At 67.6% G+C, this 21,114-nt stretch carries 28 protein-coding genes and 1 tRNA gene; 14 read left to right on the plus strand and 15 right to left on the minus strand.

Features of this window, described 5'->3' with window-relative positions; genetic code table 11:
- Window positions 1-63: 63 nt before the first annotated feature.
- On the minus strand, window positions 64-339 hold the full coding sequence (locus tag FKQ52_RS05880) for a DUF559 domain-containing protein (RefSeq protein WP_240811753.1): 276 nt from the start codon (window positions 337-339) through the stop codon (window positions 64-66).
- A gap of 392 nt (window positions 340-731) precedes the next feature.
- Between FKQ52_RS05880 and FKQ52_RS05885 the strand changes: the two genes are divergently transcribed.
- Window positions 732-1,529 carry a hypothetical protein gene (locus FKQ52_RS05885; protein WP_141626315.1) on the plus strand — a complete coding sequence of 266 codons (798 nt, stop codon included), beginning with the start codon at window positions 732-734 and terminating at the stop codon, window positions 1,527-1,529.
- A 129-nt stretch (window positions 1,530-1,658) separates the two neighbouring features.
- On the opposite strand, the gene FKQ52_RS05890 is transcribed toward FKQ52_RS05885, so the two are convergent.
- Entirely contained in the window at window positions 1,659-2,183 is a 525-nt protein-coding gene (locus FKQ52_RS05890; RefSeq protein WP_141626316.1) for a cytochrome c family protein, read from the minus strand.
- Between the two features lie 155 nt (window positions 2,184-2,338).
- Between FKQ52_RS05890 and FKQ52_RS05895 the strand changes: the two genes are divergently transcribed.
- The 3 genes from FKQ52_RS05895 to FKQ52_RS05905 are packed head-to-tail and all read left to right on the plus strand — an operon-like array spanning window position 2,339 to window position 5,038.
- The gene (locus FKQ52_RS05895) at window positions 2,339-2,605 is read left to right on the plus strand and encodes a FeoA family protein (RefSeq protein WP_141626317.1); all 267 of its coding nucleotides are present in this window, start codon (window positions 2,339-2,341) and stop codon (window positions 2,603-2,605) included.
- On the plus strand, window positions 2,605-4,488 hold the full coding sequence (locus FKQ52_RS05900; RefSeq protein ID WP_141626318.1) for a ferrous iron transporter B: 1,884 nt from the start codon (window positions 2,605-2,607) through the stop codon (window positions 4,486-4,488). Before FKQ52_RS05895 ends, FKQ52_RS05900 begins: the two co-directional genes overlap by 1 nt.
- 58 nt (window positions 4,489-4,546) lie before the next feature.
- Window positions 4,547-5,038 (plus strand): hypothetical protein, encoded by a 492-nt coding sequence (locus tag FKQ52_RS05905; protein WP_141626319.1) that lies wholly within the window; start codon window positions 4,547-4,549, stop codon window positions 5,036-5,038.
- A 13-nt stretch (window positions 5,039-5,051) separates the two neighbouring features.
- Here the strand turns inward: FKQ52_RS05905 and FKQ52_RS05910 are convergent.
- Window positions 5,052-5,126, minus strand: a tRNA-Thr gene (locus FKQ52_RS05910).
- Between the two features lie 61 nt (window positions 5,127-5,187).
- On the opposite strand from FKQ52_RS05910, the gene FKQ52_RS05915 reads away from it, so the two are divergent.
- Window positions 5,188-5,541, plus strand: a complete 354-nt coding sequence (locus tag FKQ52_RS05915) for a DMT family protein (RefSeq protein ID WP_141626320.1) — start codon at window positions 5,188-5,190, stop codon at window positions 5,539-5,541.
- 30 nt (window positions 5,542-5,571) lie between these two features.
- On the opposite strand, the gene FKQ52_RS05920 is transcribed toward FKQ52_RS05915, so the two are convergent.
- Window positions 5,572-6,006: an HIT family protein gene (locus FKQ52_RS05920; protein ID WP_141626321.1), complete on the minus strand. Its 435-nt coding sequence runs from the start codon at window positions 6,004-6,006 to the stop codon at window positions 5,572-5,574.
- Between the two features lie 101 nt (window positions 6,007-6,107).
- Between FKQ52_RS05920 and FKQ52_RS05925 the strand changes: the two genes are divergently transcribed.
- Complete coding sequence (locus FKQ52_RS05925) at window positions 6,108-6,461, plus strand: phage holin family protein (RefSeq protein WP_141626322.1); 354 nt, start codon at window positions 6,108-6,110, stop codon at window positions 6,459-6,461.
- On the opposite strand, the gene FKQ52_RS05930 is transcribed toward FKQ52_RS05925, so the two are convergent.
- The 3 genes from FKQ52_RS05930 to FKQ52_RS05940 form a co-directional block, all read right to left on the minus strand.
- The gene (locus tag FKQ52_RS05930) at window positions 6,458-7,609 is read right to left on the minus strand and encodes a GNAT family N-acetyltransferase (RefSeq protein WP_141626323.1); all 1,152 of its coding nucleotides are present in this window, start codon (window positions 7,607-7,609) and stop codon (window positions 6,458-6,460) included. The genes FKQ52_RS05925 and FKQ52_RS05930 overlap by 4 nt on opposite strands.
- A 172-nt stretch (window positions 7,610-7,781) precedes the next feature.
- On the minus strand, window positions 7,782-8,240 hold the full coding sequence (locus tag FKQ52_RS05935) for a RidA family protein (protein WP_141626324.1): 459 nt from the start codon (window positions 8,238-8,240) through the stop codon (window positions 7,782-7,784).
- Window positions 8,241-8,386: 146 nt separating this feature from the next.
- On the minus strand, window positions 8,387-9,631 hold the full coding sequence (locus tag FKQ52_RS05940) for a DNA polymerase IV (protein ID WP_141626325.1): 1,245 nt from the start codon (window positions 9,629-9,631) through the stop codon (window positions 8,387-8,389).
- Between the two features lie 105 nt (window positions 9,632-9,736).
- On the opposite strand from FKQ52_RS05940, the gene FKQ52_RS05945 reads away from it, so the two are divergent.
- The 5 genes from FKQ52_RS05945 to FKQ52_RS05965 all read left to right on the plus strand — a co-directional run bounded on the left by FKQ52_RS05945 (window position 9,737) and on the right by FKQ52_RS05965 (window position 13,015).
- Entirely contained in the window at window positions 9,737-10,096 is a 360-nt protein-coding gene (locus FKQ52_RS05945) for a hypothetical protein (protein WP_141626326.1), read from the plus strand.
- Between the two features lie 339 nt (window positions 10,097-10,435).
- The gene (locus FKQ52_RS05950; RefSeq protein ID WP_141626327.1) at window positions 10,436-10,801 is read left to right on the plus strand and encodes a response regulator; all 366 of its coding nucleotides are present in this window, start codon (window positions 10,436-10,438) and stop codon (window positions 10,799-10,801) included.
- Window positions 10,802-10,807: 6 nt separating this feature from the next.
- Window positions 10,808-12,172 (plus strand): PleD family two-component system response regulator, encoded by a 1,365-nt coding sequence (locus FKQ52_RS05955; RefSeq protein ID WP_141626328.1) that lies wholly within the window; start codon window positions 10,808-10,810, stop codon window positions 12,170-12,172.
- Between the two features lies 1 nt (window position 12,173).
- Window positions 12,174-12,662: a hypothetical protein gene (locus FKQ52_RS05960; RefSeq protein WP_141626329.1), complete on the plus strand. Its 489-nt coding sequence runs from the start codon at window positions 12,174-12,176 to the stop codon at window positions 12,660-12,662.
- Complete coding sequence (locus tag FKQ52_RS05965) at window positions 12,659-13,015, plus strand: hypothetical protein (protein ID WP_141626330.1); 357 nt, start codon at window positions 12,659-12,661, stop codon at window positions 13,013-13,015. Before FKQ52_RS05960 ends, FKQ52_RS05965 begins: the two co-directional genes overlap by 4 nt.
- Here the strand turns inward: FKQ52_RS05965 and FKQ52_RS05970 are convergent.
- A complete protein-coding gene (locus FKQ52_RS05970; RefSeq protein ID WP_141626331.1) occupies window positions 13,012-13,197 on the minus strand; it encodes a hypothetical protein in 186 nt (61 codons plus the stop codon). The two genes, FKQ52_RS05965 and FKQ52_RS05970, sit on opposite strands and share 4 nt — an antisense overlap.
- Before the next feature lie 100 nt (window positions 13,198-13,297).
- Window positions 13,298-13,465 carry a 50S ribosomal protein L33 gene (gene rpmG, locus FKQ52_RS05975; RefSeq protein ID WP_029417689.1) on the minus strand — a complete coding sequence of 56 codons (168 nt, stop codon included), beginning with the start codon at window positions 13,463-13,465 and terminating at the stop codon, window positions 13,298-13,300.
- Between the two features lie 130 nt (window positions 13,466-13,595).
- Here rpmG and FKQ52_RS05980 point away from each other — a divergent pair, with 130 nt between their 5' ends.
- Complete coding sequence (locus FKQ52_RS05980; protein WP_141626332.1) at window positions 13,596-14,162, plus strand: hypothetical protein; 567 nt, start codon at window positions 13,596-13,598, stop codon at window positions 14,160-14,162.
- Here FKQ52_RS05980 and FKQ52_RS05985 read toward each other — a convergent pair.
- From FKQ52_RS05985 to FKQ52_RS06010, 6 genes are all read right to left on the minus strand, one after another.
- Window positions 14,159-14,569 (minus strand): DUF5990 family protein, encoded by a 411-nt coding sequence (locus FKQ52_RS05985; protein WP_141626333.1) that lies wholly within the window; start codon window positions 14,567-14,569, stop codon window positions 14,159-14,161. The two genes, FKQ52_RS05980 and FKQ52_RS05985, sit on opposite strands and share 4 nt — an antisense overlap.
- A complete protein-coding gene (locus FKQ52_RS05990) occupies window positions 14,569-15,000 on the minus strand; it encodes a hypothetical protein (protein WP_141626334.1) in 432 nt (143 codons plus the stop codon). The genes FKQ52_RS05985 and FKQ52_RS05990 overlap by 1 nt, the downstream gene beginning before the upstream one ends.
- Window positions 15,001-15,076: 76 nt before the next feature.
- Complete coding sequence (locus tag FKQ52_RS05995) at window positions 15,077-15,781, minus strand: NUDIX domain-containing protein (protein ID WP_141628255.1); 705 nt, start codon at window positions 15,779-15,781, stop codon at window positions 15,077-15,079.
- A complete protein-coding gene (gene rnr / locus FKQ52_RS06000; protein WP_141626335.1) occupies window positions 15,781-18,093 on the minus strand; it encodes a ribonuclease R in 2,313 nt (770 codons plus the stop codon). Before rnr ends, FKQ52_RS05995 begins: the two co-directional genes overlap by 1 nt.
- Complete coding sequence (locus FKQ52_RS06005; RefSeq protein ID WP_141626336.1) at window positions 18,094-18,549, minus strand: type II toxin-antitoxin system VapC family toxin; 456 nt, start codon at window positions 18,547-18,549, stop codon at window positions 18,094-18,096.
- Entirely contained in the window at window positions 18,546-18,809 is a 264-nt protein-coding gene (locus FKQ52_RS06010) for a type II toxin-antitoxin system Phd/YefM family antitoxin (RefSeq protein WP_141626337.1), read from the minus strand. Before FKQ52_RS06010 ends, FKQ52_RS06005 begins: the two co-directional genes overlap by 4 nt.
- Window positions 18,810-18,926: 117 nt before the next feature.
- Here FKQ52_RS06010 and FKQ52_RS06015 point away from each other — a divergent pair, with 117 nt between their 5' ends.
- Both FKQ52_RS06015 and FKQ52_RS06020 read left to right on the plus strand, forming a co-directional pair.
- Window positions 18,927-20,330 (plus strand): cystathionine beta-synthase, encoded by a 1,404-nt coding sequence (locus FKQ52_RS06015; RefSeq protein ID WP_141626338.1) that lies wholly within the window; start codon window positions 18,927-18,929, stop codon window positions 20,328-20,330.
- A gap of 3 nt (window positions 20,331-20,333) precedes the next feature.
- Window positions 20,334-21,113 (plus strand): dienelactone hydrolase family protein, encoded by a 780-nt coding sequence (locus tag FKQ52_RS06020; RefSeq protein ID WP_141626339.1) that lies wholly within the window; start codon window positions 20,334-20,336, stop codon window positions 21,111-21,113.
- Window position 21,114: the final 1 nt, after the last annotated feature.

Raw genomic sequence — 21,114 nt, forward strand, 5'->3', positions numbered from 1 at the left:
CCTGCGTCTCCTCCCCGTCGCGCCGCGATGGCGAGGGGGACCGCGAAGCGGTGGAGGGGGGCTTCACCCCAAGCGCCGCTCGGCGACCATCCGTAGCGACAACAGAACACCGTCAAGATTTGTCCGCACCTCTTCGGCGGCGATCCTCAAAACGGCCAGTCCCTGCCGTTCCAGCCAAGCGGTCCTGCGACGATCGTGGTTGATGCGGTCGGGGTGGGAATGGCTTTGGCCATCGACCTCACCCGCCAGCTTCGCTTCGGCGCAGTAGAAGTCGAGCAAATAGGGGCCAATGGGATGCTGGCGGCGGAACTTCAGGCCGGCCAGAGCGCGACGCCGCAAGCAAACCCATAGTCGGGCCTCCGGCGGCGTCAGAGCTCGACGGTGGATGCGCGCTCGCGAGACAGAACCTTCGGAACTCAAAAGCCCCTCCACCGCTTCGCGGTCCCCCTCCCCATTGCTCCGCAACGGGGAGGAGACGTCAAGACAGCGCCAACTCACGGTCGGAAGTCCGCAGTGGGTCGCGGGCAGTCACCCGCCTGTGAGCCGAACTGGCCCCCGCCCAAAGAGGCTGACCTTTGCTGTTATCGTCATTCCGGCCTTCGCCGGGATGACGACAGCTCGTGTGGGCTCCGGGCCAGTTGAACCCGGAAGTCAGCAACGTCCGCCGAGGGTGGAACGCTGACCTTCCGTCTGTATCCTCACCGGATTCTTCTTCGGCGGAGGGGGCAAGCATGAGGTGGCTGGATCGGGTGTTCGGCAGAACGCGATCAACTGTGGGCTCGCAGTCCCCCGCTACCGATGAGCATCTGACGATGGATCCGTACGCGATAAACAAAGCAGATGCGTCGGCCTGGATCGCAGGCTCCCACGACGCAATTCCTGACCTGGTCAAAGCTGGCGATTTCGCCTGGGTGGCGAACAATCATCGCATGATTGCGGAGAAACAAACCGAGCTTGGCCTGTTGAACTGGCGGCATGGCCTCGATCCCCGTCCGGATTTCGAGAGAGCGATCAAGGCCTATGACGACCTCCGCGAGATAGCGCAGACGCACAATCTGGCTCGGAGCGATTACGAGCCATCGCTGGTCTATGCGATGCTCTCACTCATGGGACGAAGGGTTCCCATCGCGTTCCATGATGCAAGAGCTCATGAGGCGTATCGCATCGGCTGCTATCAGTTCTGCATCGTCAGTGCGCTGCATGATCAGCCGCTGGACGGACGTCACGTCGGCTTGCTCGATAAACACTTCGGGCAGAACGACGGCCTGCCAGACAGGAGCTTCCTGACCTACTTCCAACTTCTGGGGATGCGTCCGACCGATAAATCTCCCGACGAGTTGGTGCGATTCGCGGAGGCCAACTGGGCAGAGCGCCGATACGACAGGTTCTTCGCCGAAGGTCCGGCTTGGAACGGCTATGGCGATGCCAATGAGCTGTACGTCGACATTTATCTCGCCGGTGTCCTGAGAAAGATCGGATGGAAGGGCGAGGGTCTTCATCGCTGGAGATGGGAAGCGCCGGTAAGTTGAGCCCCGGAAGTCTCAGCGTCGGTGCCCGGCGGCTTCGTCCGCAACGGGTCGTAATCAGTCATGCGCTGATGCGCCGAAAGCGGAAGTGTCTTGTCTGACCCTGGATCGAGCCGGAACGACGACGTCCGACTATTGAGCCGTCGCGGAAACAGGCGCCGCCGCTGGAGCGGCCTCCGCCACATACCCCGTCTCGACCTTCAACCAGGCGATGACATCCCGGCGGTCGGTCGGATTATCCAGACCCGCGAAGCTCATCTTCGTGCCCTTCAGGAAGGTGTGCGGGTTCTCCAGCCAGTGATCCAGATGCTCGGCGTCCCAGACGAAGCCGGCGTTCTTCACGGCGGTTGAGTAGGTGTAGCCCTCCAGGCCGCCCGCCTTGCGGCCGAAGACGCCGTACAGGTTCGGCCCGGTCATGTTGGCGCCGCCCTCCGCGACCGTGTGACACGAGCGGCAGCGCGAGAAGACCCGGCGGCCGTTCTCCAGATCACCCTGATTGTAGGGGGCGGGCAGGGCGGCCAACAGGACCGCCTTCTGCTCCGGCGTCATCGCCGGTCTGGGCGGGGTCGCGGGCGCCTTCGCGGCGCCGCCGTCGCCACAGGCGGACAGGCTCACCAGGGCGGCCACGAGGGGGAAGGCGAGGGCGTTGCGGCGCATGACGGGGCTCCGGATTTCCGCGCCAGTGATAGACCAATGACGTGTCGGGACAACTGCCTGCGACGCTTCGGCAGGGTGGACGCTGGGGCGCCGCACCTGATAATCACTGTCAGAAATGGCGCGCCCTTTCCGCGCCGGCGTCCTATACGAGTTTCATGTCCGACACCCTCAAACTGAGCGAGGCCCGCAAGGGCGCACGCGGCGTCATCGTCAAGGTCGGCGAGCACTGCCATCACCAGAACGATGCGGTCGAACTGGAACGCCGTCTGCTGGAGCTGGGCTTCGTCGAGGGCGCGCGCGTCGAGCTGCTGCACGAGGGCCTGTTCGGGCGCGACCCCATCGCCATCAAGGTCGATGACATGCGCGTCGCCCTGCGCCGCCACGAGGCCGCCAGCCTGATCGTCCAGCTGGACGCCGCCTGATGGACATCGCGCTCAAGACCGCCCGCATCGCCCTCGTCGGCAATCCGAACAGCGGCAAGACCGCCCTGTTCAACGCCCTGACCGGGTCGCACCAGAAGGTCGCCAACTACGCCGGCGTCACCGTCGAGCGGAAGGAGGGCTTCATCCGTTCGGCCTCCGGGCGTTCGATCTCGGTCCTCGACCTGCCGGGCACCTACTCCCTGCGCGCCCGCAGCCCGGATGAGGAAGTCACCCGCGACGCCGTGCTGGGCAGGCTGGCGGGCGAGACGCCGCCGGACGTCATCGTCGCCGTGGCCGACGCCACCAACCTGCGCCTCGTCCTGCGCCTGATCCTCGAGCTGAAGGCCATCGGACGTCCGATGGTGCTGGCGCTCAACATGTTCGACATCGCCCAGCGTCAGGGCCTGCGCATCGACCTCGAGGGGCTCCGCGCCGAACTGGGCGTGCCGATCATCACCACGGTCGCCACCCGCCGTCGCGGCATCGATGATCTGGTCGCCGAGGTCGAGAACACCCTGGCCGCAAACGCGTCCTTCGGCGACAGCGACTGGGTCGCCCCCGACGCCGAGGCCCTGCGCGGCAAGGCCCGCGAGGCCGAGCGCATCATGAAGGCCTACGTCCTGCCGCCCGAGCGGCCGGACACCCTGACCGGCAAGATCGACAGCGTCCTGCTGCACCCGGTCGCCGGTCTGGTGATCCTGCTGGGCATCCTGTTCGTGATGTTCCAGTCGGTCTTCGCCTGGGCCGCCCCGGCCATGGACGGCATCGAGGCGGGCATCGGCCTGTTGGGGCAGGGCGTCGCCGCCGTCATTCCGGACGAGGGCGTCTGGTCTCTGGTCCAGAGTCTGCTGGTCGACGGCCTGATCGGCGGCGTGGCCAGCGTGCTGGTCTTCCTGCCGCAGATCCTCATCATCTTCGCCTTCATCATCGCGCTGGAAGACTTCGGCTACATGTCCCGCGCGGCCTTCCTGATGGACAGGATCATGGGCGGGGCGGGCCTTCACGGCCGCGCCTTCATCCCGCTGCTCTCCAGCTTCGCCTGCGCCATCCCCGGCATCATGGCGACGCGGGTGATCGACAACCGCCGCGACCGCCTGACCACGATCCTCGTCGCGCCGCTGATGACCTGTTCGGCGCGCATCCCGGTCTATGTCCTGATCATCGCCGCGTTTATCCCGAACGAGACCGTCTGGGGCTTCGTGAACCTGCAGGGTCTGGTCATGTTCGGCCTGTACGCCGCGGGCATCGTCAGCGCCCTGACCGTCTCCTTCGTCATCCGCAAGATCTTCTGGAGAGGCTCGACCGAGCCCTTCATGATGGAGCTTCCGGCCTACAAGGTGCCGGACCTGAAGAACGTCCTGTTCAATCTGTGGCTCCGGGCGAAGATCTTCATCAACCGCGCCGCCCGCATCATCCTGCCGCTGATGATCGCCGTCTGGTTCCTGTCGACCTTCCCCTATCCGCCCGAGGGCGCGACCGGCCCGGCCATCGACTACTCCTTCGCGGGCATGATCGGCCATGCGCTGGAGCCGCTGTTCGCCCCCATCGGCTTCAACTGGCAGATGGTCGTGGCGCTGGTCCCCGGCATGGCCGCGCGCGAGGTGGCCGTGGCCGCCCTGGGCACCGTCTATTCGGTCGCCGACGCCGAGAACGCCACCAGCGCCATGGCCGGCGTTCTGGCCGCCAACTGGTCGCTGGCGACGGGTCTGGCCTTCCTGGCCTGGTATATCTTCGCGCCCCAGTGCCTGCCGACGCTGGGCGTGGTCCGTCGCGAGACCAACTCGCTGCGCTGGACCTGGATCATGATCGTCTACATGTTCGGTCTGGCCTATCTGGCGTCCTTTGTGACCTATCGGGTCGCGGTGGCCCTGGGCGGCGGCTGACGGGCCGATTGACAAGGCGGCGGCGCGGGTTGATCTCCGGTCATCCGGGGGTTGGATCATGCTGTCGCCGCTCAAGCCGCTGCTCTGCAGGCACGACTATGTCCGTTCGGACGCCGACGGCGCCGAGCGCTGCCGTCGCTGCGGCAGGCTGAACGAGGCGGTCGCCGCCGTCGTGCCCGAGGCCCCGGTCCAGACGCCCTTCGCGGATCCAAAAAAGGTCGTCCGCCCCCGTCCGCCCGCGCCCGAGATGGGGCCGCCGGTCGAGGACGGCTTCCTCGACATCCCGGTCTTCCACGAGCCCCTGCCGCCCCGCCGCGCCGCCGCCGGGGACAGGGTGCTGAAGGCGCAGGCGCTGGAACGGCGTCAGGCCCTGATGACCTTGCTAGACCGGCTGGCCTACAGCGCCGCCGCCCCGTCCCGTGAAGAGGCGCTGGACGCTGTTCTGGCGGTGATCGAGGACGCCCACTCGGCCGAGCCCGTGCTGTTCGGCCCGCACGCCGCCGCCCATTTCGCCCGCCTGCATGAGGCCCGGACGAAGCTGGTCTTCTGACGGGAGGGGAAGATGGTGCCGGATGAGGGGATCGAACCCCCGACCTTCGGTTTACAAAACCGCTGCACTACCGCTGTGCTAATCCGGCGTCCCGCTTGACGGGCGGTCCTTATGCTGGCGCAAGAGGCGTTACGCAAGCGGGAGCCGACGTGCCGATCTCCATTCCCCATATCGCGCCGGTGCTTCTGCTGGTCGCCTCCAACGTCTTCATGACGCTGGCCTGGTACGGGCACCTGAAATTCGGCTCCAAGCCGCTGTGGATCGTGGTGATCGTCAGCTGGGGCATCGCCTTCTTCGAATACTGCCTGGCCGTGCCCGCCAACCGCATCGGCCATCAGGTCTATTCGGCCGCCGAGCTGAAGACGATGCAGGAGGTCATCACCCTGATCGTGTTCGCCGTCTTCTCCGTCACCTTCCTCGGCGAGAAGCTGACGATGAACCACGCGGTCGGCTTCACCCTGATCATCGCCGGCGCGTGGTTCATTTTCAGAGGACCGCTGTAGGCCAGTTTCTCTTTGCGTTCGTTGGCCGCTCTAGAGCGCCGCCGCGATCCGGTCGGCCAGCCCGCGCAGCACCCCGGCATCCGCCATCGGCGCATGACCATGCCCCTTCATCGGCCGGTCGGCCCAGCGGGGGATGACGTGGAAATGCAGGTGGAAGACGGTCTGCCCGCCCGCCTCGCCGTTGTACTGGACGATCTGGAAGCCTTCGGGCTCCAGCGCCCTTTCAATGGCCTTCGCCGTCCGTTGCGTCGCCGCGATCACCTTGGCCAGCGCCTCCGGCTCGATCTCCAGCAGGTTCCGGGCCATCGAGGTCTTCGAGATGATCAGCGCATGGCCTTCCGACTGCGGGAAGACATCCATGAAGACCAGCACGTCCTCGTCCTCCCACACCTTCACCGACGGGATTTCGCCGCGCAGGATCTTCGCGAAGACATTGTCGGGGTCATAGGCGGCGTGAAGGGTCATATCGGGCTCCTTGAGACCCACACGCTAGCAATCCGCGCGCGGGGAGGGGAGCCCCATCGCGGTTCGCGTGTTATGGTCAAGGTTCCCCCACGGAGTTCGCCATGATCCGCCTGATCGTCCAGTTCCTCGTCACCTGTCTGGCCCTGTGGCTGGCCGCCCGGCTGGTGCCCGGCGTGTCATTCAGCGACAACGGCTCGCTGGCCCTGGCCGCCATCCTGCTGGGCCTCGCCAACGTCGTGGTGCGGCCGATCCTGACGGTGCTCACCTTCCCGCTGACGGTGGTGACCTTCGGCCTGTTCCTGCTGGTGGTGAACGCCGCGGTCATTGGTCTGGTCGCCTGGCTGCTGGGCGGCTTCACGGTCGCGGGCCTCGGCGCCGGCATCGGCGCGGCCATCGTCACCGGCATCGTCAGCTGGATCGCCGGCTGGTTCATCGGCGGCGAGACCGCGCGCTAATCCCCGGTCTTGCGGAACGGCGTCAGCTCCTCAGCCATCGCCCGCATCTCGGCCTCCACGGCCGGGCGCTCCCGCTCCAGATAGTCCGCCACCGGCCCGCGCAGGGCCGGGTCGGCGATGTAGTGCGCCGAATAGACGGGCGAGGGCAGGTAGCCGCGCGCGATCTTGTGGTCGCCCTGCGCCCCCGCCTCGACCCGCGACAGGCCGCGTTCGATGGCGAAGTCGATGGCCCGGTAGTAGCAAAGCTCGAAATGCAGGAAGGGGACCTCGTCCAGCGCCCCCCACTGTCGTCCGTACAGGGCGTCCCGCCCGATGAAGTTCAGCGCCCCCGCCAGCGGCGCCCCGTCGCGGAACGCCATCACCAGCGCGATCCGGTCGGCCATGGTCGCGCCGATGCGGCTGAAGAAGTCCCGCGTCAGATAGGGCCGCCCCCACTTCCGCGCGCCGGTGTCCTGATAGAAGGCGAAGAAGGCGTCCCAGTGCGCCTCCGTGATCCCCGCCCCGGTCAGGACGCGGATATCCAGTCCGGCGTTGGCCTCGCGCCGCTCGCGCCGCACCGTCTTGCGGCGGCTTGACGACAGGGCCGACACGAAGTCGTCGAAGGTCTGATAACCGCCGTTGCGCCAGATATACTGGATGTCCTGCCGCCTCAGCAGCCCGGCCTCGCCCATCGCCTCCCACTCCTCGCGGGTGGGGAAGTTCACATGCAGGGAGGACGCGCCCAGCCGCTCCGTCAGGGCCAACGCCCCCTGGATCAGGGTCTCGCGCACCGTCGCCGCGTCGGCGTCCGGATGGCTCAGGAAGCGTGGCCCGGTCGCGGGCGTGAACGGCACGGCGTCCAGCAGCTTGGGATAGTACCGTCCACCCGCCCGCTCATAGGCGTCGGCCCAGCTGTGGTCGAAGACGTATTCGCCCTGGCTGTGGGCCTTGAGCCAGAGGGGCATGACGCCGATCACCCGGCCGTCCTCGTCCTCCAGCGCCAGATGGCGTCCGGCCCAGCCCTGTTGCGGCACAGCGCTGCCCGACGCCTCGCAGGCGTCCAGAAAATCATAGCTGACGAACGGATCGCCGGTCGGCCCGGCGCAGGCGTCCCACGCGTCACGGCCGATGTCGGCGACGGTATTGTGGACGCGGATCTGGAAGCTCACCGGAACCCTTCTCCCCTTGGGGGAGAAGGTGGGCGGCGAAGCCGCTCGGATGAGGGGTATGCTTCAGCCCGCGGGATGCGAGACGATGAGCGCGAGGCCGGCAGCCCCCTCATCCGTCTCGCTCCGCGAGACACCTTCTCCCCCGAGGGGAGAAGGATGTTCAACGCTTGGCTCACTTCACCTCGACGATCGCATCGACCTCGACCGCGAACCCCAGCGGAAGCTTGTACACGCCGACGGCCGAGCGGGCGTGACGGCCCTTGTCGCCGAACACCTCGACCATGAGGTCCGAGCAGCCGTTGATGACGGCCGGGATGGCTTCGAAATCACCGGCGGCCTGCACGAAGCCGCCCAGCTTCACCACGCGCACCACGCGCTCCAGATCGCCGTCCAGCGCGGCCGAGATCTGGGCCAGCAGGTTCACGCCGCACATGCGGGCGCCCTTCACGGCGTCTTCCTGCGACACGTCCGCGCCGACCGTGCCCTTCAGCCCGCCCGAGGCGTCGTTCGACAGCTGGCCGGAGATGTGCAGCAGATTGCCGGTCTGGACGTAGGGCACATAGTTGGCCACGGCCTTGGCCGGTTCGGGCAGTTCGATGCCGAGTTCGGCGAGACGGGCGGCGACGGTCATGGGATTCTCCGAATGGGATTTGGGGCGGTTTAGCGCGGGGCCGGGGGTGGGGTGAAGAGTGCTAGTGAGCAGGAAGTGAGCGGATCGCGCTTTCCGCTCGCCACAGCAGCTCACTCCTTTGCTCACTAGCACTCTTCATTCCTCCCTCACTTCAACGCCCGCCCCGCCACCACGGCCGCCTTGCCGAACTTCTGCCTCAGCGCGTCAATCGCCTTCTCGGTCTTCAGCGTCCGCGCCTCGCTGCTCTCGAACAGCGCCGCCGGGGCCTCCACCGCATCCACCACCTCGCCCATGCCGATGCCGATCAGGCGGTAGGGCACGCCCAGTTCGGGCGCCAGCAGTTCGCGCCCGGCGGCGAACAGGGCGCGCGCCGTCTGGACCGGCTCGGGCAGGCTGATCCGGCGGGTGATGATCCTGAAGTCGGTCTTGCGCAGCTTCAACACCACGACCCGGCTGGCCACCCCGTCGGCCCGCGCCTTGGACGCCAGTTTCTCGCACAGGGGCCACAGCTCGTTTTCGAGGTCCGCCACCGAGATCAGGTCCTCGTTGAACGTCGTCTCGGCGCTCATCCCCTTGCGGTCATGCTCGGGCTTCACCGCCCGGGCGTCGCGGCCATGCGCCAGATCGTGCAGGCGCAGCCCTGTCTCGCCGTATCGCTTCACCAGATCGCGCAGGTCGGCCTTCGCCAGATCCCCCACGGTGGCGTAGCCGTCGCTTTGCAGCGTCTTGCCGAACACCGGCCCGACGCCGGGCAGGATGCGCACCGACTTCGGCGCCAGCAGAGCCGTGCTCTCCGCCCCGATCACCGAAAACCCGCGCGGCTTGTCCAGTTCCGACGCGATCTTGGCCAGGAAGCGGTTGGGGGCCAGGCCGATGGACACCGTCAGCCCGACCTCCTCCTCGATCCATTTCTGCAACCGGATCAGCTGGAAGGCCGCGGGACCGCCGTTCAGCCGCTCGGTCCCCGACAGATCGATCCACGCCTCGTCCAGCGACAGGGTCTGCACCAGCGGCGTCAGCGCCCGCACCGCGCCGAAGATGCGCTCGCTCTCGGTCGCATATTTGCGGAAGTCGGGCTTCAGCACGACCGCCTCGGGACAGGCCTTCAGCGCCTTGAACATCGGCATGGCCGAATGCACCCCGTACATCCGCGCGATGTAGCAGCAGGTCGACACCACGCCGCGCTTGCCCCCGCCGACAATCACCGGAACGTCGCGCAGCTCCGGTCGGTCGCGCTTCTCCACCGAGGCGTAGAAGGCGTCGCAGTCCAGATGGGCGAGGGTCAGGCTGGCCAGCTCGTCATGGCTGACCACCCGCCGCGACCCGCACGCGCCGCAGCGATCCAGCTTGCGCGCATTGGTCTCCAGGCAATCGCGGCAGATGGATTTCATGCAGGTCAGATTGTGCCTGACGGGCCGTCCGCACGCTATCGGGATCGGGCATGCTGCTGCCACGATACGTCCAATACTGACGCATCGGCATGCCATCCTGTCCGGATGACCTGCGATCTCGCCCTCGACGACACGCCGCTTCCGGATATGGAGGAGGTTTATCGCCTCGCCGCCGCCCGCGTGACCGACGCCGTCCAACGGGGAAAGGTCGAGCTCGCCCTGCGCTGGGGGCGCATCCTCAACCTCGCCCTGCGCGACCGCCAGATGCGCGCGCGGCTGCCGGTCACCGCCGATGAAGTCAACCAGCGCCTTGATCCGGCGCCGGAAACCCCGGCCGGGCGGGCGTCCCCGCCGTCACACCAATTACACTCTTCACACCCGGTTTTCGACGCGCCCCCGCCGGAGCCCGTGCCCGGCCCCAACCCACCCCGTCCGCGCCTCCGCAAGCGCAGGCGACGACGATGAATCGGGCTTCTGAACCCGAAAATCCCGCTTCTCCTCCCCGTTGGCGTCGCCAAGGGGGAGGTGGCGCGCCGCGAAGTCGCGGCGTGACGGAGGGGGTATGCCCGCGTCCGGTCCCGAGAGCCCCTTCGAGGCGATGCTCGTTCCCCCTTGCTTTCGTCACCCTCCGGCAAGCCGCGACCGGCGAAAGACAGGTCTTGGAGGTTTGGCTTCAGCGCTGTCGTTAACCGCTGGAAAACCCCCGCTTCACGTCAACTTAAGAGAACCGTGTTGAGACTGTCAGGGAAGAAGGCAAAGCCCCCGCGCAGTCGCGCTTGAGAGGGGCGAACAGGCCGGGTGGTGATGTCGAAGAAGGTCCTCATCGTCGAGGATAACGAGCTGAACATGAAGCTTTTTCATGATCTGCTCGATTCCCAGGGGTACGAGACCCTGCAGACCCGCGAGGGCTTGCAGGCGCTCGCCCTGGCGCGTCAGCATCGCCCCGACCTGATCCTGATGGATATCCAGCTGCCCGAGATCTCGGGGCTGGAGGTCACCAAATGGCTCAAGGACGATGAAGAGCTGAACCATATCCCGGTGGTGGCCGTGACGGCCTTCGCCATGAAGGGCGACGAGGAGCGGATCCGTCAGGGCGGCTGCGAGGCCTATATCTCCAAGCCGATCTCGGTGATGCATTTCCTTGAGGTCGTCCGGAAGCATCTGGGGTAGGGCGGGATGACGGCGCGCATCCTTGTCGTGGACGACGTTGAACCGAACGTCCGCCTGCTCGAAGCCAAGCTGACCCTCGAATACTATGAGGTGCTGACGGCCATGGACGGCCAGACGGCGCTGGACGTCGCCGCCGCCGAACGGCCCGACATCATCCTGCTGGACGTCATGATGCCCGGCATGGACGGGTTCGAGACCTGTCGCCGGCTGAAGGCCGACCCGGTCACGCGCCATATACCGGTCATTCTGGTCACCGCCCTGGACGGGCGCGAGGACAAGATCAGGGGCCTCGAAGCCGGCGCCGACGACTTCATCACCAAACCCATCGACGACGTCATCCTGTTCGCCCGCGTCAAGTCGCTGGTGCGTCTCAAGGCCGTCATGGACGAGCTGCGCGAGCGCGAGGAAAGCGGTCGTCGTTTCGGCGTCGACACCGACGGCGCGGGCCGCCTGCGCGGCTCCGGCGGCCGGGTTCTGGTCGTCGACGACAGCGCGCTTCAGGCGGGCAAGATCGTGGACCAGTTGTCGGACGATCACCGCCCGACGCATGAACCCGATCCCGCCGCCGCCCTGATCGCCGCGCGCGGTCCGGTGGACCTGATGATCGTCAATGTCTCGGCTTCGGCCTTCGACGGCCTGCGCTTCGTGGCGCAGGCGCGCTCGACCGAGGCCTCGCGCCGCGTGCCCATTCTGGCGGTGGTCGATCCGGCCGACCGCCCGCGCCTGATCAAGGCGCTGGAGCTGAGCGTCAACGACATCCTGCCCAGGCCGGTCGATCCCGAAGAACTGAACGCCCGCGCCCGCAGCCAGATCAAGCGCAAGCGCTACGCCGACTTCCTCAAGCAGAAGCTGGACTACAGCCTCGAAATGGCCGTCACCGACGCGCTGACGGGCCTGCACAACCGCCGCTACATGGCGGGCCAGCTTCAGGCCCTGATGGGCCGGGCCGGGCAGGGAGGCGACCCGGTCGCCGCCCTCGTGCTGGACATCGACCACTTCAAGGCGGTCAACGACGGCTTCGGCCACGACGCGGGCGACGAGGTCCTGCGCGAGTTCGCCGTCCGTCTGGCCACCAATGTCCGCGCCATCGACCTGCCGTGCCGTCTGGGCGGCGAGGAGTTCGTCGTGGTCATGCCCGGCGCCTCGCTGGAGGACGCCACCCGGGTGGCCGACCGCATCCGCCGCGACGTGGCCTCCCTGCCGTTCCCGATCATGGGCGGAACCGAAAGCCTGACCATCACCGTCTCGGTCGGCGTTGCCTGCTCGACCGGCCCCGATGACACCCCCGACGCCCTGCTCAAACGCGCCGACGAAGGCGTCTACGAAGCCAAGAGCCGCGGCCGCAATCAGGTCATCGCAAGGGCGGCGTGAGGTGAGGGCGGTCGGCATCGCGCTTCTGTTTGCACTGGCCCTTGCGGGGTGTCAGCCCGACCGGTCTGCTCGTCAGGACGTCGCGCCTTCCGTCCCCGAGGCCCCCGGCCCGGCGTCGGAGACTGACTTCCCGTTCTGTGGCGGCGTCCTCAAGCCCGGCGCGGCGCGGGCCTTCTTCCAGCGTCTCGAACGGGCTCTGGACAGCGGCGAGCCCGTCCCGATGCGCTTCTATGACAAGGCCGTGGGCATCCGGTCCGGGGGGCGCTATCTGACCTTCCATCGTGACGATTTCCGCCCCGGCGCCCGCGCCCTGCTCTCGAACGCCGAGTGGCGCGAGATCGCGGATCGGGGATTCGGGGACCTTCAGGACATCGGCTGGCGGGGCTGCATGCTCGGGGACGGCAAGGCCGGGTTCCAGTCGACCGCTGACGGCGAACTGGCCCTCCGCAGCTTTGACAAGGATCGGGCGTGGTCTAGCCTTCGCCCATGACCCGCAAGACGCCGAAATCCCCGCAGGAGAAGAAGGCGCTCAGCTACGCCAACGATTGCCGCAACACCTACGGTGAGAGCGACAAGGCGTCCCGCAAGGCGATCCCGGCCCGAAAGGCCGGGGAGAACCGGCAGAGCCGCCGCAAGGCCGCCCAGGCCCTCGGCGACCTCAAGGCGCTGGACGAGGCGGGCCTGGACCTGGCCGAAAGCTCGCTGAGGCACGACGTTGAACGCGTCGGCGGCTGGAGGAAGGCCCCGGATGAGCCGCTTTCCGCGTTCCTCAAGGTGCAGGCGAAGCGCCGCTCATGGCGCGATCTGCCGCCGTCACGGACCCGCGACCCCAGGGACGCCTAACGCGTCATCCACGGCTTGGACTTGCCCGCCGCGATGCGGGCCGCCTGCTCGCGCTGAAACTTGCCGCCACGCGGTGGTTGCGGCTTGGCGGCGATCCTGGCCTGCTTCAGGCGCAGCGCCCGCTGGACCGGCGTTTCGTTCTCGGGGGCGGGGGCGGGGGCGTCATCAGGCTGGTCGGTCATGGCTGCAGTCTCCCATGCCCGGCCCATGAGAGCGAGGGGCAACGAAAAACGCCCGGTCATCGCTGACCGGGCGTTTCGAAATCATCAGGCGATCAAGTGCTTACTTGATTTTGCCTTCCTTGAATTCGACGTGCTTCTTCACGACCGGGTCGTACTTCTTCACGACCATCTTCTCGGTCATGGTGCGGGCGTTCTTCTTGGTGACGTAGAAGAAGCCGGTGTCGGCGGTCGAGTTCAGGCGGATCTTGATGGAGGCGGGCTTGGCCATCGGAGTGAATACCTATGCGGACGGCGAAAGCCGCGGAAATGAGAGGCGCGGAACATACTCAGGCGCGGCCGGAAGTCAACGGGCGTGACGCCGCATTGAGCGGAACGCATCCAGAGGCCACCGTGTCAGCATGAAAACCCTGCTCTTCACGGCCTTCGCGGCCGCCGCCGCCCTCACCACGCCCGCTCTCGCCCAGGAGGCCGCGAATCCGCAGGACGCTTTTCTGAACCGCCTGAACGCCCTGTGCGGACAGAGATTCGAGGGGCGGGTGGTCTCGACCGACGCCGCCGACGCCGATTTCCGCAACAAGCGGCTGGTCATGCATGTGCGCGACTGCGCGGCGGACGAGGTCGGGATTCCCTTCGCCGTCGGTGAGGACCGCTCGCGCCGCTGGGTCATCACCCGCACCGCTGATGGCCTGCGCCTGAAGCATGACCATCGTGACCCGCAGGGCGAGATCCACGGCTACCACATGTACGGCGGCGACACGGCGGAGGCCGGTACAGCCTCGCGGCAGCAGTTCCCGGTCGATCAGGAGTCCATCGACCAGTTCATCGCCGGCGGCGCCCAGGTCTCGACCACCAATGTCTGGGCCGTCGAGGTGCACCCTGACCGGATGTTCGCCTATGAGCTCAGCCGCCCGGGCGGCCGCTTCTTCCGGGTGGAGTTCGACCTGACCCGGCCGGTGGCGGACTAGAGCGCGATCCAGCCCTTGATGGGCCGCACTGTCGCGCAGGCGGGCGTGCCGTCCTTGCCCCGGCCCGGCAGGACCACTTCCAGCACGGCGCCCGCGCGGGCCTTGTCCAGCAGGGCGGGCGGGATGTCGTGGATGTCGATCTTGGCCCGGCGGCTCCATTCAGAGGCGTGGTCGCCCGCCGGGGTCCCGATGCGGATGTAGATGAAGCGTCGCTCCTTGCCCTCCCGCCGGACGAAGGGACCGAGGAAGCGGCCGTCGTCCGACAGGCGCACGGGGACATCGAACGACAGGGCCTCGCCGGTCGCCGTCACCGGCTCGAACGGCATGTCGTCCTGCTGCAGGCTGTAGCGGACGCCGGAAACCGGGTCGGCGATGGTCAGGCGCAGGGTGATCGGGGTGTCGGCCACTAACGGGCGTCCTTGAAGCCGTTCAGCATGGCCTCGGCCTGCTCGAGCCGCTGGAAGACGTCGGTCGCATCGCCACTGGTGCAGCCGGCGTCGAAGTTCAGCGACTCGTCCGCCTGCCCCGGTCGGGACCAGATCACACTGCCGTAGGCCCCGTCGGTGATGACCCGCTCACAGCGGAAGGGAACGCCTTCGTAGGGTGCGAACAGGGCGCGGAAACGGTCGAACTGGTCGGTGGTGACCGGAAAGATGACAGTCTCGCCCTCGCGGTTGACGTAGCGGCCTTCGCCGCCGCGGGGGAGGGTCCACTCGACCAGACGATTGCCCCAGGACTTCCAGACCAGGGTCATGCCCGCGGGCGCGTCCTGCGCGGTCGCGGGCAGGGCGGTCAGGCAGGCCGTGACGGCGGCGGCGATCAGGGCGAAACGGCGCATGGACAGGTCCTCCGGCTGCAAGAGAACCCCCGTCCGCGGCGACTGGCAAGTCACGGCGCATCCCGCCCCGATCGCGTCAGTCCTGATGCTCGACCATATGCTTGCCGCGCACCATGCGCACGAAGGGCAGGGGGCGATCGGGGGCGTGGAGCCGCTCGGCGATCTCGCCCAGCACGAAGCGGGTGATGGCGGGCAGGTCCTGCGCGCGAGCCTGCTCCAGCGGTAGCCAGGCGATCTCGTCCAGTTCGCCGGACCCCGACGTCGGTTCGGGATGCAGCAGGGCCGAGGCGTCGGCCATGAAGAAGCGGGCGTCGAACCGGCGCGGGCGCCCCGGTGGTGTGATGGCGCGGGCGACGTAGGACAGGGCGGCGAGATCGGGCAGGGCCCCGACGGCCCGGAACTCGCGCCAGCCCCCGGCCACCGAGGCCGCACGCGCCGGCGCCGCCAGCAGCAGGCCGGTCTCCTCGAAGGTCTCCCGCACGGCGGCCAGAGCCATCGCGCGGCCCCGGCTTCGGGTCGCCTCACGCGCCAGCCGTCCGGCGTCGGCGGGCGACAGGTCGGTGGCGAAGGCCGCGAAGGCATCGGATCGCTCGACCTTGCCGCCCGGGAAGACCCATTTCGAGGCCATGAAAACATGCCCCGGCGCCCGACGACCCATCAGCACCTCCGGTCCCTTCGCGCCGTTGCGGGTCAGGATCAGGGTGGCGGCGTCCTTCGGGCGCTGGCGACCGCCGGTGCGCGGCGCGTCCTTCAGGTCCTGGGCGGCGTCGAAGGGCTGGATCAACGCCGCTTGCCCTTTCTCACGCCCTTCAGCCCGCCCGAGGGCTTCTTGCCGTTGCGGGGCTTGTTCCCCGGCCCCGAGCGCTTCGGATAGCCGCCGTCCTTGGCGCCGCGCGCCCGCATGCCCAGACGGGCCGAGGGCGCGTTGGGGTCGCGTGGGGCGGGTTCGCTGAGCATTTCGAACAGCAGGCCGCCGGTGACCGGAGTGGCCTCTTTCAGCTTCACCTCGACCGTCCGGCCCAGCGTCCAGCGCAAGCCCGAGCGTTCGCCGACCAGCGCATGGCTGCGGTCGTCGTGGGTGAAGTACTCACTGCCCAGCGTCGAGACGGGCACGAGGCCGTCCGCGCCCGTCTCATCCAGCCGGATGAACAGGCCGAAGCGGGTCACGCCGGTGATCCGGCCGGTGAAGGTCGCGCCGACACGGTCCTCGAGGAAGGCGGCGATGTAGCGGTCCATGGCGTCGCGCTCCGCGGCCATGGAGCGGCGCTCGGTCATGACGACGTGCTCGGCGATGGCCGGCAGTTCGGCGATCTCGCGGTCCGTCAGCCCGTCCTTGCCCAGCCCCAGCGCTCGGATCAGGCCGCGGTGGACGATCAGGTCGGAGTAGCGGCGGATCGGCGAGGTGAAGTGGGCGTAGCGGTCGAGGTTCAGGCCGAAGTGGCCGACGTTCTCGGGGCTGTAGATGGCCTGCATCTGGGTGCGCAGGACCACCTCATTGACGACCTCGGCGTGCTCGGTCTCGCGGGTCTCGTCCAGCAGCTTGTTGAACCGCCTTGTCGTGGCCGGTTCGCCCTTGGTCCACGGCTTGCCGATGGTCGACAGGAAGTCGCCGAGGTTGAACAGCTTTTCCTGACTGGGCGCGTCGTGGACGCGGTACAGAAGGGGCGTCTTGTGCTTCTCCAGCGTCTCGGCGGCGCAGACGTTGGCCTGAATCATCATCTCCTCGATCAGCCGGTGGGCTTCAAGGGAGACGCGGGGCTCGATCGAGGTGATCTGGCCCTCGGTCATGCGGATTCGGCGCTCGGCGCTTTCGATCTGCAGCGGGCTGCGCTTCAGGCGGCCCTTCAGCATGGTGCGGTAGGCGTTCCACAACGGATAGAGGATGGCCTCCATGATCGGGCCGGTCGTCTCGTCAGGGGCCCCGTCGATGGCCGCCTGCGCCTGCTCGTAGGAGAGCTTGGCGTGGCTGCGCATCAGGCCGCGCACGAACTTGTGGCCGATCTTCCGGCCGTCCTTGTCGAAGACCATGCGCACGGCCATCGTGGCGCGGTTCTCGCCTTCCTTCAGGCTGCACAGGCCGTTCGACAGCCGCTCGGGCAGCATCGGTTCGACGCGGTCGGGGAAGTAGGTCGAGTTGCCCTTGTCGCGCGCCTCGCGGTCCAGCGCCGTGCCGGGGCGCACGTAGGCGGCGACGTCGGCGATGGCGACCCAGACGATCCAGCCGCCCTCGTTCTTCGGGTCCTCGTCCCTCTGGGCGTAGACCGCGTCGTCGTGGTCGCGCGCGTCGGCCGGGTCGATGGTGATCAGGGGGATGTCACGCAGGTCCTCGCGGCCCTTCAGCGACGGCAGTTCCTGATCCTCGGCCTCCTGCTCCACGGCTTCCGAGAAGCCGGTGGGCACACCGTGCGAGTGGATGGCGATCAGGGAGGCGGCGCGGGCGTCGTCCTCGCGGCCGATGATCTCCAGGATCTTGCCGCGCTTGGGGCCATAACGCTGGGCGCCCTTCTCGATGGCGGCCAGCACCAGGTCGCCGTCCTTCAGCCCTTCGGCCTGGGCGTGGGGAACCAGAAGCACGTCTTTCGAGCGGCGGTCGACGGGCTCCACCCGGACCTCGCGGTTTGACTTGCGGATGACGCCGAGCACGCGGGCGCGCTCGCTGTCCAGCTTCTTGACGAGCCGGGCCTCCCAGCCGTCAGCGCCCTTGCTGAACTTGACCAGAAGGCGGTCGCCCATGCCGGGCGCGGGCCCGGTCCGGCCCGAGTTGTCGGGCATCAGCAGGGCGCGGGGCGCATCCTCGGAGGCCTCGACGAGACGGACATACATCTCGCCGTCCACGTCGCGCTCGACCACATCGGCGACGCCGACGGGGGGCAGGGCGCCGGAGGGGCTGAAGCCCTTCCTGCCGCGTTTTCCGAGCTCTCCATCCGCCTCCAGTTCGCGGATCATCTCGCGCAGGGCGCGGCGATCGCCGCCCTTCAGGCCGAAGTGGCGGGCTATGTCGGTCTTCTCGGCCGAGCCCGCGTCACGCAGGAAGGCCAGAAGGGTCTGTTTGTCGGGGAGGCCGGCGGGCGGCCTCTTGGGGGTGTTTTTCATCTAGTCTTTCAGGTCGCCGGGCGCGTCGGCCTCGGCGGGATTGATACAGGGTACGCCCAACAGGTCGGCGGCGCGCGCCATGCCCCTGTCGAGCGTGAGAATTGTTGCGCCGACGCGTTGGGCGGCGGCGATGTGGATGGCGTCAGGGGCGCGGAGTGAGATGCCCGGCCGCCGAATGAAAGTCGTAGCGTCGGTGATGTCGGCGGAGGCGATCTCGGTCATTTCCCCGAACACCAACGCCCATTCGTCGAGTTCACGATGGAAACGCTCGTTCTCTGCTTCGGTCCGTCGCCCGACCCGGCCATTTCTGGCCAGAGCTGAAGAGCATTCAGCGATGGTGAAGTCGCTGACCATAGTGGTGACGCCGGGCTGACGAACGACGCCGTCAACGGCGGGACTCCCCGCCTCCCTGCCGACAATGGCGACAATGGCGCTGGCGTCGATGTAGAAGATCACTCCGGATCGCCGTCACGCATGGCTCTGACAAGTTCCGCCGCCGGGGCAGAGAGCGGCGGGCGGGCGTTCCGTCTCTTCACGAACTCGTCGTACCAGGCTTGTCGCTCCGCTTCCGTCATCCGGGGCTTCGCGGCGGTTGCGGGCCGCAACTCAGCCACCGGCTTGCCGTGCTTGGTGATGATGACGGTTTCACCGTCCTCAACCCGCTCAAGCAGGTGGGTGAACTTGTTTCTGGCTTCCGCGACGCCGTAGTTAGCCATCGGCCCATCTCCAATTCTGGCCAGAAATATAGCCATAAATCCTTTCTCTCGCCAGTCGGGTTGTTCCGGCGGGGCGCCGCGCCTAGCTTCCGCACCCAAGCCCCTACGGAGTTCCTGATGTCTCTCGCCCCCAATCCGGTCCTGTCCGGTCCTGTCGGTTCGACTCTGGACCTGATCGGAAAGACGCCGATTGTGGAGGTGAAGAAGATTGATACCGGCCCCTGCCGCCTGTTCCTGAAGCTGGAAGCCCAGAACCCTGGCGGGTCGATCAAGGATCGCATCGCGCTGTCGATGATCGATGCGGCGGAGCGGGAAGGCTTCCTGAAGCCCGGCGGCACCATCGTCGAGGCGACGGCCGGCAACACCGGTCTGGCGCTGACGCTGGTCGGTCAGGCCAAGGGATATAAGGTGCTGCTGGTCATCCCGGACAAGATGTCCAGGGAAAAAATCCAGCATCTGCGGGCCATGGGCGCGGATGTGCGCCTGACCCGGTCGGACGTGCCGCACGGCCACCCGGAGTACTATACCGACATGGCCGAACGTCTGGCGCAGCAGATTCCGGGCGGCTTCTACGTCAACCAGTTCGCCAATGACGCCAACTCCGAGGCTCACTTCGTCACCACGGGGCCTGAGATCTGGGAGCAGCTGGGCGGCAAGGTTGACGCGCTGGTCGCGGGCATCGGCTCGGGCGGCACCATCACGGGCACGGCGCGCTATCTGAAGAGCGTCGGCTCGGACGCGCAGATCATTCTGGCGGACCCGGTCGGCTCGACGCTGGCGGGCATCGTCAACGAAGGCGTGCCGTCGCCGGAAGGCAGCTACACCGTCGAGGGGATCGGCCAGAATTTCGTGCCGGACACCGCCGACATCACCCTGATCGACAAGGCCTATTCGATCCCGGACGCCGAGGCGGTGGCGACCGTGCGGGAGCTGCTGCTGAAGGAAGGCATTCTGGCGGGCTCCTCGTCCGGCACCCTGATCGCCGCCGCCCTGCGCTGGTGCCGCGAGCAGACCGAGCCGAAGACCGCCGTGACCTTCGTCTGCGACACCGGCGCCAAATACCTGTCCAAGGTCTATAACGACGCCTGGCTGGCCGATCAGGGTCTGGGCGAGCGCGAGCTGCACGGCGACCTGTCGGACCTGATCACCCGCAAATACGAGAAGGGCGACGTGGTCGTGGCCGGTCCGGACGACACCCTGGACACCGCCTTCAAGCGGATGAAGGGCGCCGACGTCTCGCAACTGCCGATCATTCAGGACGGCCGTCTGGTCGGCATTCTGGACGAGAGCGATCTGGTCCATGTGATGAATACCGACGAGATCACCCGCAAGGAGCGCTTCGCCAAGCCGGTGTCCTCGGCCATGACCCGCGATCTGGACACAGTGCAGGTGTCCGAGCCGCTGGACGCCCTGATCCCGCTGTTCGACCGCGACCGGGTGGCCATCGTGCTGGACGGCGAAAAATTCGTCGGCCTGATCACCCGGACCGATCTGATCAACCACCTCAGCCTGAACCGCTAGGTCATGCGTGCCGCCATGATCGCGCTTCTGGTGTCGGTCGCGGGCTCCGCGAGCCCGACCTTCGCGGCCTCGCCGCAAGAGGGGGCGGTTCAGGTAGGACGGCCGGGCTGCGCGGATGATGTGGCCGTCAGGGCCACGCGCGAGCTCATCCATTTCGACAGCCGGGGGCGTCCGGTCCGGGGCTATCTGTACACGCCGCGCGGCGAGGCCAACGGCTTGGGCATCGTCATGCTGCATGGCGGCACGGGGTTCGAGATGAACTCCATTCTGTTCGACGCCCACGCGATCCAGCTGGCCTCGCGCGGCTACCGGGTCCTTCTGCCTGCCTACTTCGACGTCGCCCAGCCGGAACGGACCCGTCGGACGTTGACGGCCCGGGCGTGGCGTCAGGTCGCCCTGGATGCGGTGGAGGCGCTTCAGGCCGAACCGGGAATGGCGCGGGGCGGGGTCACGCTTTGGGGATACTCCCGCGGCGCCGCGGTGGCCTTGCTGGCGGCGACAGGAGAGGACAGCCCGGTGACCTCCGCCGTTCTCGTCGCCGGCGGCGGCGAACTGGAAGAGGACCTTGCAGGGCGGCAGGCGGCCTTCCTGCTTCTGCACGCCCGTCGCGATGAGGCTGTGCCGGTGCGGACGACGCGACGTCTCGCCGAGGACTTGCGCGGAGCCGGCGCGTGGGTCGAGATCGAGGAACTGGCCTTCGATGGCCACCAGTACGATCTGCCGACCTGGTGCTCGGTATTCGGGCGGACCCGGGCATTCGTCTCCGCGCGGTCCGGAAACTGAC

It is taken from the genome of Brevundimonas sp. M20 (assembly GCF_006547065.1).
Taxonomy (GTDB): domain Bacteria; phylum Pseudomonadota; class Alphaproteobacteria; order Caulobacterales; family Caulobacteraceae; genus Brevundimonas.